This window comes from Sphingomonas sp. PvP055 (assembly GCF_040546365.1).
In the GTDB taxonomy this organism is placed as follows: domain Bacteria; phylum Pseudomonadota; class Alphaproteobacteria; order Sphingomonadales; family Sphingomonadaceae; genus Sphingomonas; species Sphingomonas echinoides_A.
The window spans coordinates 2,912,489-2,925,639 of record NZ_JBEPNS010000001.1 but is presented as its reverse complement, the minus strand read 5'-3'; the positions used below and the strand labels follow the sequence as shown (position 1 = coordinate 2,925,639).

Sequence of the window (13,151 nt, the reverse complement as noted above, 5' to 3'; positions counted from 1 at the left end):
AAATCCGCGAGTTCCATAAGCGGAAGCAACAGCAGGAGCATAGTGCATGAACGAGCTCATCGGTCGGGTCTTCGACTTCCAGAAGAACGTCTTTCCCCAGAAGAGCGCGCTCTATCAGAACCTGGCCGCCAACGGGCAGAGCCCGAAGGCGCTGATCATTTCCTGCTCGGATTCGCGAGTCGTCCCCGAGGAAATCCTCCAGGCGAACCCAGGCGATCTGTTCGTTTGCCGCAACGCCGGCAACATCGTCCCGCCGTTCAGCAACGCAAATGGCGGTGTTACGTCGACGGTCGAGTTCGCCGTGATGGTGCTCGGTGTGCGCGACATCATCATCTGCGGCCATTCCGACTGCGGCGCGATGAAGGCGCTGATGAAGCCGGGTTCGCTGGCGAGCATGCCCAACGTTGCCGCGTGGCTGCGCCACAGCGATGCCGCGTTCAGCGTCGTGCGGGACGGTTATCCCGAGCTGTCCGGGCCTGAGCAGGCGCGCGCGGCAGCGCTCGAGAACGTCGTCGTGCAGCTTGCGCACCTGCGCACGCACCCGTCGGTTGCCTCGGGCATCGCGCGTGGTGAGATCGCACTCCACGGCTGGTTCTTCGACATCCACCACGGCGTCGTGCTTGCGCTGGACGGCGCGAGTGGCCGGTTCGAGGAAATCGACGCGAGCCGCCCGATGCCGGTCGCGTTGGCCGCACAGAAGCGGTTCGCTGCCGGTGAACCTCTCCTGGAGGCTGCGGAATGACCAAATTCGGTGTGAAGCTCCCCACGATGGCCGTGGCAACGCGTGACTTCACGGCGTCGATCGTCGTGTTTCTCGTCGCGATGCCGTTGTGCATGGGCATTGCGGTCGCGTCCGGCGTTCCGCCGGAAAAGGGGCTGATCACCGGTATCATCGGCGGCATTGTCGTCGGTGCGTTTTCAGGTTCCCCGTTGCAGGTCTCCGGACCGGCGGCGGGGCTTGCCGTCGTCGTGTTCGAACTCGTTCGCGACAAGGGTCTCTCGGCGCTCGGGCCGATCCTCATTCTCGCCGGGCTGATCCAGCTCATTGCGGGCATTGCGAGGCTTGGTGGATGGTTCCGGGCAATCTCGCCGGCGGTCGTTCACGGGATGCTGGCCGGGATCGGTGTGCTGATCGTCGTCGGCCAGTTCCATGTGCTGTTCGATGCGCGCCCCTTGCCGAGCGGGTTGCAGAATCTGGTCGCGGCGCCCGAACGGTTGATGGGCCTGTCCCCGCTCAACGTCAGCAACGTCGAGCATGCGTTCATGATCGGTGTCCTGACGATCCTGGTGATGCTGGGCTGGGAACGCTTCCGTCCCGCCGCGCTCAAGCAGGTTCCTGCCGCACTGATTGGCGTGCTGGTCGGAACGCTCACGGCGTTTGCGCTGGGGCTTCAGATCAATCGCGTCGACGTCCCGCAATCGATCGTCTCGGCAATCGCGCTGCCGGGGCCAGAGTTCCTCGCGAAGTGGGTCGATCCGTCGATCATCGTCGCGGCGATCGCGATCGCGTTCATTGCGAGCGCGGAGACGTTGCTGTCGGCGGCAGCGGTCGACCGGATGCACGATGGCGTCCGGACTGATTACAACAAGGAGCTTCGCGCGCAGGGCATCGGCAATCTGCTGTGCGGCGTTGCCGGAGCGTTGCCGATGACCGGCGTCATCGTCCGCAGTTCGGCGAACGTCCAGGCAGGCGCGACATCGCGGATGTCGACGATGCTCCACGGCGTCTGGATCCTCGGCTTCGTTGCGCTGCTGCCATGGCTACTGCGCGAGATTCCGATGGCGGCGCTCGGTGCGGTACTCGTCATCACGGGCGTGCGGTTGGTAAGCCTCGCGCACGTCAAGCACCTGTTCCACAGCTATGGGATTCTCCCGGCGTTGATCTGGTTCGTGACGCTCGTCACGGTGGTGACGCAGGATCTGCTGACCGGCGTGCTGGTCGGGATCGCGCTTTCAGTGCTGGAACTGGTCCCGCACGCCCGGCGGTTGGGTCTCAAGGTGGATCGGGACCATGTCGCCGCCGGGACGGACATGGCCCTGTCGGGCAGCGCGACCTTCGTGACGCTGCCCAAGCTCTCGGACACGCTGGAATCGCTTCCGTTGCGCGGGACCGACCACCGCACGGTGCGGATGGATGTCTCCGGGCTGACCAAGGTCGATCACACCTGTGCCGAACTGCTCAAGGAGTTCCTCGTGCGTCGTCGCGCAGGCGGCAATCCGATCGAGGTCACCGGCGCTTCCCCAAAATTGGCGGCAATGATTGCCTGACGAACTCCGGCATCAGCAATGTTTTGTTACGAAGTAGCAAGGTAGCGGTGATGTCCGGTTGGTAGAGGATGCGGGTTCGAGTGGACCGCCCACCGTTGCTCTTTGGGGCAGTGAGATGCGCGGCAACTCGGCCCCAGGCGGGAACCTTTCCTTGGATCAGAAGGGTATCCCATGTATCGCTACTATATTGCATCGACCCTTTGCCTCGTCGCCGTTCCGGCGACCGCACAGGAAACCGCACCACCGCCACCGGTGACGGTCACCGGCAACGTTGCGCTCGTTTCGGATTATCGTTTCCGAGGCGTTTCCCAATCCGATGAAGAAATCGCCGTCCAGGGTGGCGTGACGATCACGCACGAAAGCGGCCTTTACGGCGGCTTCTGGGGATCGAACCTTGCCGGTTGGGGGACGTTCGGCGGCGCAAACATCGAACTCGACGTGATCGGCGGCTACAAGCGCACGATTGGCAACGGCACGGTCGACGTCGGCCTGACCTGGTACATGTATCCGGGCGGCGCGGCGCTTACCGACTTTGCCGAGCCCTACGCCAAGGTGAGCGGCACGCTCGGGCCAGCGACCTTGCTTGCCGGCGTTGCCTATGCGCCCAAGCAACGTGCGCTCGGCAATTTCTCGAACACCCCTGAAAGCCGCGGGCAGAGCCAGGACAATCTGTATCTGTGGGGCGACACGAGCGTGGGCATTCCGTCCACCAAGATGACCGCGAAGGCGCATATCGGCTATTCTAAGGGTAATCCGGGCCTCGGTCCCAACGGGACGAGCGTCGCTCCGACCGGGAAATATTGGGATTGGCTGATCGGCCTCGATTATGTCGTCGGTCCGCTAACCTTTGGTGCTGCTTATGTCGATACCGACATCAGCCGGGCGGAGGCGGCATATTTGCAGCCCAACTTCTCGCGTACCAAGAACGGGGAATCGATCGCGAACGGGAAGGTCCTGTTCTCGATCACGGCAGCGTTCTGACGCACGGGCGGCAGGACGGCTGAAGCCGGGACACGGACGCGTGCGGTGTGATAGCACCGCCGCGTTCCGCATCGGTGTTGGACCGTGGCTGTTGGAGTGACGCATGAGCGACCGTATCCTGATTTTCTACGGCTCCTACCGATCGGACCGGTTGGGCATTCGTCTCGCCCAATATCTCGTGACCGCGTTCGCCGAGCGTGGGGCCGCCCCCGAACTGATCGACGCAAAGGCCATCGGCCTTCCGATGCTCGATCGCATGTACAAGGAATATCCCGCGGGTACCGCCCCGGCGGCGCTGGAAACGCTCGCGGGCAAGATCAAGGCGGCGGACGCGTTCGTGTTCGTCGCGGGCGAGTATAATTGGAGCGTCCAGCCCGGGCTCAAGAACCTTACCGACCATTTCCTCGAGGAATGGTTTTGGCGTCCCGCGGCGATCGCTAGCTATTCCGCGGGACGTCTGGCCGGCGTGCGCTCGGCGACCGCATGGCATCCGATCCTGTCGGAAATGGGCATGGTGATCAGTCCTACGCCGCTGTCGGTCGGCGGAATCGGTAAGGCGTTCGATGCCGAGAACACCCCGGTCGGAGACGGGGGCGCGGCGGTCGTCAAGGCGTTCCCGCGCTTTGCCGACGATCTCGCGTGGTGGACCGAAGCCGCGCGTGCACAACGCGACCGGCGCGACCCGCCGTACTGAGCGCCTGCGTTACGCTGCCCAGGCGGCGAGGTCGTCCTGCTCGCCGATGAGGGCGAGCCCATGCGCGATGGACGTCAGTTCGCCCCCCGTCGCGATGCGATCGTCACCGAACCGGTCGGTGAACATCCGGCGGACGCGCGGCGTCAGCGACGATCCGCCCGTCAGGAACACGCGGTCGATGCTCGTCGCAGGTGTTGCCGAAACCTCGAGCACGCGATCGACCGCAGCTTCGATCCGCGCAATGTCGGGGGCGATCCACGTTTCGAAGGCGGCGCGCGTGACATCAGCCTCGATCGACAGGCCACCGCCTTCGAAGCGGAAGGTTGCCTGTTCCGCAGCGGACAGGTCGCGTTTTACCCGACCGACCGCTTCGTGCAGCTGGAAGCCGAGTTCTTCCTCGATCACCGCGATCATCCGGCCGATCGCATCCGGATCGAGCGCCGATTTGCGCAGCTTCTCGAGTTCCGCGATCGTCCTGCGGTTGCGCATCAGCGCGAGCCGCGACCAGTCCGCAAAATCGGCGAAATAGCCGCGCGGAATTTCGAGGATCTTGTCGAACGAGCGATACGACCCGCCCTTGCCGAGCAGGGGCATGACGAGCTGGTCGACAATCCGCGCATCGAACCGGTCGCCCGCGATGCCGACCCCGGCGTGGCCGAGCGGAACGCACCGCCGCGCGGCGCCCGGCGCCTCGATCCGCACCACCCGAAAAGTCGCTCGTTCCGCCCCCGAAATCGGCAACGAGGATGGTCGCGGGGTCGCTGATCCGCGAGGCGTAGCTGAACGCCGCGCCAAGCGGTTCGTAGACGTAATGGACCTCCGCGCCGAGCTTGGCGAACATCAGGTCGTAGCGTTGCCGCGCCAGCGCGTCGTCCGGGCGATATCCGGCGTATTCCACCGGACGCCCGACGACGATCCGCGCGGCCCGGTCGAGCATGCCGCCCGATCGCGCCGCCATCTTGGCGAGGAAGGTCTGGCCGAGATCCTCGAACCGATAGCGTCGCTCGAAGATCGTTGCGTGTTCGAACGCGGCGTTGGCGGCGACCGACTTAAACGACTGAAGGAAGCGGCTGCCTTGCGGATATTCTAGATATTCGGCGATCGCCCATGGCCCGGCCTCCGCTGCGATGCCGCCTTTGACCGAATCCTCCTCCCAGAAGCACAGGGCGGACCGGAACGCGGCGTCGGGCCCACTGGGGGATTCGAGCGCGAGCAAATCCGACGTCCCGTTCCGCGCGACTGCGGCGACCGAGTTGGTGGTCCCGAAATCGAGACCGAGCGTGAACGGAGCGGAGCGCGGATCAGACATGCGCATTGCCGCTACACAGGACGGTGCATGAGCGCAAAGCCGTTCGGGCCGGATCGTGGTGGCTTCGTCGCGGATTGCGCCTTGTCGACTTCAAGTTGGCCAAAGGACCGTTGCGGAGTCCGGCTCCCACGGTGCGTACCGCGCCATGACTACCGCGAAGAGTGGCGATCGAATGTGGCGTTCGAGCCATGTCTGGACCCGCGGCAAGGGTTCAGCGGCGAACCAAGCTGGATCGATCGCGGCAAACTGGCGGACGAACGGAAAGATTGCGGCATCGGCCAGCCCACGCGCCGGACGGCAGAGGTTGTCGTGCCGGTTCAGACGCTCCTCCAGGTGCCCGAGCCACTCCAACCCCGCTGCGCGGTGTACGGTCGGGTCGGAGGCGTGGCGTTCGGGATATTTGGTCCGGTCGAGGTGGAATTTGAAGTGGTCGTCGCAACTGGCGATCAGGGCAGGGTCGTCCCCGTCCAGCCACGCTTCCGGATCGTACTGCGCCAGCGCCCAGCGCATGATGTCGAGGCTTTGATCGATTACGACGCCGTTGGGCGGGATCAGCACGGGCACCGTGCCCTTTGGGGAGGCCACAAGCATCGCGGCGGGTTTGGTGCGGAGCACCACCTCGCGCAGTTCGACGGAGACGCCGGCCACGGCAAGCGCGAGGCGGGCGCGCATCGCATAGGGACAGCGCCGGAAGCTGTAGAGGACTGCAGGCGCGGTCACCGGCCCGCCCGCCGCGCCAGCGCGATCCCGGCAAGATTTTGCGATCGCTTGATGTAGCGGATCGGCGGAGCGACCCCGCCTGTCATTTCGTGGAGCACCGCAAGATGCGCCGCACCCGATCCGCGACAGCGATGCCCGCCGGTCGCTTGCGCAATCACCGCCGCCGCATCGCCGAGCAGGACGTATGTGCTGGATGCAAGGCCCAAATCGCTGGCAACGCGCTGGGCGGCGACGAGCGCATGCCATTCGGCGTCCATGCTCGCCCCTTCGCCGAGATCGAAGATCCGCACCTTGCCCTGAACGACGACCGCGACTTCCATGCGACCGGGGTTAGGGCGACACCCGCCGTCGAAGTAAATTTTGATCCGCGATCCCATCGGCCTCGGTTACGCGCAACGCGCCAGGTGCGCGAGTCCGTCCTGCGTGCGGTTGGTGCCAACTATCGTCTGATCAGCTGATCCGCCGTTTCTCGAGTTTTCGCGCGAGCGTGCGGCGGTGCATGCCTAAACGCCGTGCGGTTTCCGAGACGTTGAAGCCGGTTGCCTCGAGCGTTTCGTTGATTCGCTCCCACTCGATCGTCTTGATCGATGTCTGGCGATCGCCGATCGGGACGTCCGCGTCGCCCAGCGTCATGCCGAACGCGCGTTCGATATCGTCGGTGTTGGCGGGCTTGGCCAAATAGGAGGTGGCTCCGAGCTTGATCGCCTGCACGGCGGTTGAAATGCTGGCATATCCCGTAAGGACCACGATGACGGTGTCAGGGTCGTGCGCGCGCAGGGTCTCAACGCAGGCCAGGCCGGAACTTCCGGCGAGCTTGAGGTCCACCACAGCATAATCCGGCGTGCGTAGCGCGAGCAGGGCGGGCAACTCGCCAGGGCCTTCGGCCAGCACGACCTCGTAGTCACGACGCTGGAACGAGCGTTGCAGGGTCCGCGCGAAGGCCGCGTCGTCCTCGATGATCAGCAGCACGGGATTAGTCGACATCATCGTCTCCACCCAGCGCGATCGCAGCCAGCGGAAGGCGAAAGGTCACTTCGGCACCGCTGCCGGGCTGGTTACGCGCGGTCAACGCGCCATCGAGTTTACGGGCCACGTTGCTCGCGAGGAACAGGCCCATGCCGCGACCGAGCTCATGCCTGGTGCTGTTGTACGGCTTGCCGATGTTCGCAAGCTGCTCCGCGGCGAAGCCGGGGCCGGTATCTCGGACGATCAACATCATCGCCTCCGCCTCTCGGGCCAACGTGATGCTGATCCGCTGCGGGGAGTATTCGGCGGCATTGTCCAGCATGTTGAAGACGGCTTGCTGGAGGACGACGTCGGAAACGATCGGCAGGTCCTCCCCGAAACGATCCTCATAAGTCGCGTTGGCAAAGCCGCGCGCGGCGATCCAGTCCGCCACGACTCGGTCTACGAAAGCGCGCACTGTCGTTGCAGCTGAATTCTCCCCACGGGCATCACCCGAGGAGAGCAGGATGCTGGTGACGATCGCCTTGCAACGGTGGACCTCCGCCTGCATTTCCTCGATGTCGCGCATCAGTTCCGCGTCGCGCGCGACGGTCGGGTTGCGGCGCCAGTCCCCGAGAATGACCGACAGCGACGACAAGGGGGTGCCCAGTTCATGCGCCGCGCCGGACGCGAGCATCCCGATCCGGACGATGTGCTCCTCCTCGACCGCATGGCGCTCGATATCCGCGAGGCGCATGTCCTGTGTGCGGAGGTTGATGTTGATCCGGCCGACGAATGCCACGAGCAGCACGGCGACCAGCGCAAAGCAGACCCACATCCCCTGGACGTGCAGCGCGAACAACGATCGGTCGAAGCCCGGGGGCAGGATGATCGGGCGGTAGAAGGCGGTGAGGATCACGAACGACAGACTGGTCGCACCAACGATCGTCCAGGCCGACCAGCTCGCCAGCAGTACTGACCCGAGTACGACCTGCAGCAGGAAAAGCGAGACGAACGGGTTGGTCGCGCCCCCGCTGAAATAGAGTTGCGCGCTGAGCGCGAGCACGTCGAGCAGCAAGCCGCCGAACAGCGTCTTGTTGGTGATCGGCGATTCCAGCCGAAGCCGCAGCAGGCTCGCGGCGTTGAGCACGACCAAGCCGGTCAGCACGCTCAACATCGGCATCATCGGCAAGCGGATGCCGAACACGACGTGTGTCAGCAGGATCGTCCCGAGCTGCCCCGCTACCGCCATCCAGCGCAGTTCGACGAGTTGCAGCATGTTGGCATGGCCCGCGGTCTGCGAGACCGGGACACCACGCCAATTCGCCACCCGCGGACTCATGCCGGGCGGTCGGGGCGTTGCCGTTCCTGACGGAGCCAATACGCGAATCCGGCGGTGCTCATGAGCGCGAGAATGTACCATGTGACCGCATACGCAAGATGGCTGTTGGGGAAGTGGATCACCGTCAGGCCGCCAACCGGTGCACCCGCGCGCGTGTCGCTCGCATCGGCATCGACGAAATAGGGCAGGGCGGGGGAAAGACCGCGGCGCTTGGCGATCGCGCCGACGTCGCGCGAATACCAGCGTTCGTCCGCCGGTGCATTGTTGCGCAAGAACCCGCCGCGTGGCTCGTCAAGCCGAAGCAGGCCGGTCACCGTGACCGCTCCCGGAATTGGTGACACCGCGGCGCGCGTGGGGACGTACCCGCGATTGATCAGGAGGATCGAGCCGTCGTCCCGCCGCAGCGGGGTCATCGCCCAGAAGCCCGGTCCGCGCACGGTCGATGCCTGGACGAAGGTTTCCCGGCCGGGGAGATAATACCCGGTCGCCCGGACCCGGCGATAGGCATCGTCGGTACCGGCAGTGGCGGGCGCGGGGACCGGCGTGGCGTGAACGCGCGCGTCGACGCGCGCGATGAGGTCCAGCTTCCACGCCCGCCGCTGGACCTGCCAAGTGCCGAGACCGAGCAGCGCGACGATGACAAACAGCCACGCAACCGCGACCGCGCCCCGCCGTACGCGCCGACCCGTGTTGCTCACCCCATCTGGCTCATGTCTTGGGTCGGCATCATGTTCGCGTTCATGTGGTACATCACCCACAGTGATCCGCTCAGCGCGATCCCGACGATGACGATCGTGAAGATCAGCGCCATCATCGACCAGCCGCCTTCCGCACGACGGTTCATGTGCAGGAAGAAGATCATGTGGACGACCATTTGCACCGCGGCGAACGCCCATGATGATCAGCGCGGTCGCCTGGTTGGTCAGCGTCCGCGTCATCACCAGCCAAAAGGGAATGGCGGTAAGGATGACCGACAGGCCGAATCCGATCGCGTAGCTCTTGTACGAACCGTGCGACTCTTCGTGCAGATGCGCGTCGTGATCGTCATGGCCGTGGCCGGCATGATCGTGCGCGGCGTGGTGGAGGTCAGCGCTCATCGCAGCATTCCCAGCAGATAGACAAAGGTGAAGACGCCGATCCAGATGACGTCGAGGAAGTGCCAGAACAGGCTGAGGCACATCAGGCGGCGCTGGTTGGCGGGGATCAGGCCCTTGACCTGGATCTGCACCATCAGCGTGAACAGCCAGATCAGCCCGAAGGTGACGTGGAGCCCGTGCGTCGCGACCAGCGTGAAGAAGGACGACAGGAACGCACTCTTCTGCGGGGTCGCACCTTCATGGATCAGGTTGGCGAACTCGTAGAGTTCGATGCTGATGAAGGCCATGCCGAACAGCGCGGTGACGAACAGCCACAGCTGGGTCTGGCGCACCTTGCCGTTGGTCATCGCGAGCATCGCGAAGCCATAGGTGATCGACGAAAACAGCAGCATCGCCGTGTTGACCGCGACCAGCGGCAGCTCGAACAGCTGCTTGGGGCCGGGGCCCCCCGCATAGCTCGTGCCGAGCACGCCGTAGGTCGCGAACAGCATCGCGAAGATCAGGCAGTCGCTCATCAGGTAGAGCCAGAAGCCGAGCATCGTGCTCGACCCCTCTGCGTGATGCGGCTCCTCGGCGAGGTGGAACGTGTCGATATCGTAATCGGACGTGGACGCGCTCATGCCTTTGCCTCCGCGAGGGCCGCCGTGCGGGCGTCCTCCTTTGCGGCGACGGTCGCCTTGGGGATGTAATAGTCACGCTTGTAGATGAACGTGTGACCGATCGAGACGCCGAGGATGGCGACGAAGCTGACCGCGGCAAGCCACCAGACGTACCAGATCATGCCGACGCCGAAGGCGACGCACAGACCGGCGAGGATGACACCCGATCCGGTGTTCGAGGGCATGTGGATGTCCTTGAAGCCAGTCGTCGGACGCTCGTAGCCGCGCGTCTTCATGTCCGCCCACGCATCGCCCTGATGGATGACCGGGGTGAACGCGAAGTTATAGTCTGGCGGCGGCGACGAGGTTGCCCACTCAAGCGTACGACCGTTCCACGGATCGCCGGTGGTATCGCGCAGCTTCTCACGATCGCGGATGCTGACCGCGAACTGAAGGAGCATTGCACCGATGCCTGCGGCGATCAGCAACGCACCGATCCCGGCGATGATGAACCAGATCTGCAGGCTCGGGTCATCGAAGGTGCGCAGACGACGCGTAACGCCCATCAGGCCGAGTACGTAGAGCGGCATGAATGCGAGGTAGAAGCCCACGACCCAGCACCAGAACGACACCTTGCCCCAGAAGTCGTTCAGGCGGAACCCGAATGCCTTCGGCCACCAGTAGTTGATGCCGGCGAAGGCACCGAACACCACGCCGCCGATGATGACGTTGTGGAAGTGGGCAACGAGGAACAGCGAGTTGTGGAGCACGAAGTCGGCTGGCGGCACCGCGAGCAGGACGCCGGTCATGCCGCCGATCGTGAAGGTGATCATGAACGCGATCGTCCACATCATCGGCAGTTCGAAGCGCACCCGGCCACGGTACATCGTGAACAGCCAGTTGAAGATCTTCGCGCCCGTCGGGATCGAGATGATCATCGTGGTGATGCCGAAGAACGAGTTGACGCTCGCGCCCGACCCCATGGTGAAGAAGTGGTGAAGCCAGACGAGGTAGGCGAGCAAGGTGATGACCATGGTCGCATACACCATCGAGGTGTAGCCGAAGATGCGCTTGCCCGAGAAGGTCGAGGTCACCTCGCTGAACACGCCGAACATCGGGAGAATCAGGATGTAGACTTCCGGGTGGCCCCAGATCCAGATCAGATTGACGTACATCATCGGGTTGCCGCCGAGCGTGTTCGTGAAGAACGCGGTGTCGACGTACCGATCGAGGCTGAGCAGTGCGAGCACCGCGGTCAGGACCGGGAATGCTGCGACGATCAGGATGTTGGTGCAGAGTGCGGTCCAGCAGAAGATCGGCATCTTCATCATGGTCATGCCCGGCGCGCGCATCTTGACGATGGTGGCGATCAGGTTGACGCCCGACAGAAGCGTGCCGACACCCGCAATCTGGAGCGACCAGATGTAATAGTCGACACCGACGCCGGGGCTGTAGCCGATCCCCGACAGCGGCGGCATGGCGAGCCAGCCGGTCTGTGCGAACTCACCGACGAACAGGCTCATCATGATGATCACCGCGCCTGCGGTCGTCATCCAGAAGCTGAAGTTGTTGAGGAAGGGGAAGGACACGTCGCGCGCACCGATCTGGAGCGGGACGACGTAGTTCATCAGGCCCGTCACGAACGGCATCGCGACGAAGAAGATCATGATGACACCGTGCGCGGTGAACACCTGGTCATAGTGGTGTGCGTTGAGATAGCCTTCGTTTCCGAACGCCATCGCCTGTTGTGCACGCATCATGATCGCGTCGGAGAACCCGCGCAGCAGCATGACGATGCCGAGGATCATGTACATGATCCCGATCTTCTTGTGATCGACGCTGGTGAACCACTCCTTCCAGAGGTAGCCCCACAGTTTGAAGTAGGTGAGGGCCGACAGCAGCGCGATCCCGCCGAGTGCGACGCCACAGAAGGTGGCGACGACGATCGGTTCATGGAGCGGCAGCGACTCAAGCGTAAAGCGGCCGAGGATCGGACTGACGTTGAGGGGTGAAGCTTGCATGGTACTGGCCATTTAGAGGGGGCGCTGCTTGGGCGTGTTGGACTCTTCGGGAGTCGAAGGTCCGCGTTGCGGTACGTCGGACGGGCTTTTCGGCGGTGCCTGTCCGGCGCTGCGCGTTGTCAGCGGGGACGAAGAGCGTTTGCCTTCAGCGTTGCCGCTGTTGGGCATGCCTTCCATCGCCGCGCTGTCCTGCATATCCTTCTTCATCATGTCGCTCATGCACGTCGTACCGGGGCGGATGCACTGGTTGACGACGGCGCTGTAGATCGTCGGATCGACGTTGGCGAAGCGCATCACCGGAACCTTCTCCGACGGCTTTTCGAGCTTGAGATAGTCAGCGCGGGTCAGATTTCCACCCGCCGCTTTGTTCCGGGCAACCCAGGCGTTGAAGTCGCCTTCGGTCATTCCGTGGAAACGGAACTTCATGTCCGAGAAGCCCGCGCCCGAATAGTTGGACGAAAAGCCCTCGTAATTGCCGGGCTTGTTGATGACTGCGTTGAGCTGCGTTTCCATCGACGGCATCGCGTAGATCATGCCGGCGAGCGTCGGGATGTAGAACGCGTTCATGACCGACGACGATGTCAGACGGAAATGGATCGGCCGGTCGACCGGCGCCGCGAGCTCGTTGACGGTTGCGAAGCCGTATTGGGGATAGACGAACATCCACTTCCAATCGAGCGCGATCACTTCGACCTCGAGCGGCTTGACGTTGGCTACCAGCGGCTTGCCCGCCGCAACGCGCCCGATCGGACGATAGGGGTCGAGCAGATGGGTCGCGGTCCAGGTCACCGCGCCGAGGCAGATGACGATCAGCAGCGGTGCCGCCCAGATCAGCAACTCGAGCTGCGACGAGTGATCCCAGTCAGGATCGTAATCGGTCGTCTCGTTGCTGGCCCGGTATTTCCAGGAGAACAGGCAGATCAGACCGATGACGGGCAGCACGATCACCAGCATCAGCGCGGTCGAGAAGACGACGAGGTCGCGTTGTTGCAGGGCGATGTCGCCGGCGGGGTTCATGACGACCATGTTGCAACCCCCCAGCAGCATCGCGAGCATGCCAGCGGCAGCCAGTTTGCGAATCGGGCGGCGGAGAATCGGGGTGTGACGGAGGGAGGACATACCGGCGCGCTATACACAGATGCTGCGGTGCGACATTGGACATTTTGTCCAATCCC

The 13,151-nt window shown here is 63.9% G+C and carries 12 protein-coding genes and 2 pseudogenes; 4 read left to right on the top strand and 10 right to left on the bottom strand.

Features of this window, described 5'->3' with window-relative positions; translation table 11 throughout:
• The first annotated feature begins 46 nt into the window (after positions 1 to 46).
• The 4 genes from ABIC16_RS13795 (at position 47) to ABIC16_RS13780 (ending at position 3,943) form a co-directional block, all read left to right on the top strand.
• Positions 47 to 742, top strand: a complete 696-nt coding sequence (locus ABIC16_RS13795) for a carbonic anhydrase (protein ID WP_354291529.1) — start codon at positions 47 to 49, stop codon at positions 740 to 742.
• Positions 739 to 2,268, top strand: a complete 1,530-nt coding sequence (locus tag ABIC16_RS13790; RefSeq protein ID WP_354291528.1) for a SulP family inorganic anion transporter — start codon at positions 739 to 741, stop codon at positions 2,266 to 2,268. Before ABIC16_RS13795 ends, ABIC16_RS13790 begins: the two co-directional genes overlap by 4 nt.
• A gap of 171 nt (positions 2,269 to 2,439) precedes the next feature.
• Complete coding sequence (locus ABIC16_RS13785; protein WP_277968512.1) at positions 2,440 to 3,249, top strand: TorF family putative porin; 810 nt, start codon at positions 2,440 to 2,442, stop codon at positions 3,247 to 3,249.
• Between the two features lie 103 nt (positions 3,250 to 3,352).
• Positions 3,353 to 3,943, top strand: a complete 591-nt coding sequence (locus ABIC16_RS13780) for an NADPH-dependent FMN reductase (protein ID WP_277968511.1) — start codon at positions 3,353 to 3,355, stop codon at positions 3,941 to 3,943.
• 9 nt (positions 3,944 to 3,952) lie between these two features.
• Here the strand turns inward: ABIC16_RS13780 and ABIC16_RS13775 are convergent.
• From ABIC16_RS13775 to cyoA, 10 genes and pseudogenes are all read right to left on the bottom strand, one after another.
• Positions 3,953 to 5,252, bottom strand: a pseudogene (locus ABIC16_RS13775) (Hsp70 family protein).
• 90 nt (positions 5,253 to 5,342) lie between these two features.
• A complete protein-coding gene (locus ABIC16_RS13770) occupies positions 5,343 to 5,972 on the bottom strand; it encodes a glutathione S-transferase (RefSeq protein ID WP_354291527.1) in 630 nt (209 codons plus the stop codon).
• A complete protein-coding gene (locus tag ABIC16_RS13765; protein ID WP_354291526.1) occupies positions 5,969 to 6,349 on the bottom strand; it encodes a ribonuclease H family protein in 381 nt (126 codons plus the stop codon). Before ABIC16_RS13765 ends, ABIC16_RS13770 begins: the two co-directional genes overlap by 4 nt.
• 73 nt (positions 6,350 to 6,422) lie before the next feature.
• The gene (locus ABIC16_RS13760; RefSeq protein ID WP_354292333.1) at positions 6,423 to 6,956 is read right to left on the bottom strand and encodes a response regulator transcription factor; all 534 of its coding nucleotides are present in this window, start codon (positions 6,954 to 6,956) and stop codon (positions 6,423 to 6,425) included.
• Positions 6,946 to 8,259 (bottom strand): ATP-binding protein, encoded by a 1,314-nt coding sequence (locus ABIC16_RS13755; protein WP_354291525.1) that lies wholly within the window; start codon positions 8,257 to 8,259, stop codon positions 6,946 to 6,948. Before ABIC16_RS13755 ends, ABIC16_RS13760 begins: the two co-directional genes overlap by 11 nt.
• Positions 8,256 to 8,957: an SURF1 family protein gene (locus tag ABIC16_RS13750; protein WP_354291524.1), complete on the bottom strand. Its 702-nt coding sequence runs from the start codon at positions 8,955 to 8,957 to the stop codon at positions 8,256 to 8,258. Before ABIC16_RS13750 ends, ABIC16_RS13755 begins: the two co-directional genes overlap by 4 nt.
• Positions 8,954 to 9,356 (bottom strand): annotated as a pseudogene (cyoD, locus tag ABIC16_RS13745) (cytochrome o ubiquinol oxidase subunit IV). The gene ABIC16_RS13750 and the pseudogene cyoD overlap by 4 nt, the downstream one beginning before the upstream one ends.
• Positions 9,353 to 9,976 carry a cytochrome o ubiquinol oxidase subunit III gene (gene cyoC, locus ABIC16_RS13740; RefSeq protein ID WP_277968503.1) on the bottom strand — a complete coding sequence of 208 codons (624 nt, stop codon included), beginning with the start codon at positions 9,974 to 9,976 and terminating at the stop codon, positions 9,353 to 9,355. The pseudogene cyoD and the gene cyoC overlap by 4 nt, the downstream one beginning before the upstream one ends.
• Entirely contained in the window at positions 9,973 to 11,976 is a 2,004-nt protein-coding gene (gene cyoB, locus ABIC16_RS13735) for a cytochrome o ubiquinol oxidase subunit I (RefSeq protein ID WP_277968502.1), read from the bottom strand. Before cyoB ends, cyoC begins: the two co-directional genes overlap by 4 nt.
• Before the next feature lie 12 nt (positions 11,977 to 11,988).
• Positions 11,989 to 13,047 (bottom strand): ubiquinol oxidase subunit II, encoded by a 1,059-nt coding sequence (gene cyoA, locus ABIC16_RS13730; protein WP_277968501.1) that lies wholly within the window; start codon positions 13,045 to 13,047, stop codon positions 11,989 to 11,991.
• Positions 13,048 to 13,151: the final 104 nt, after the last annotated feature.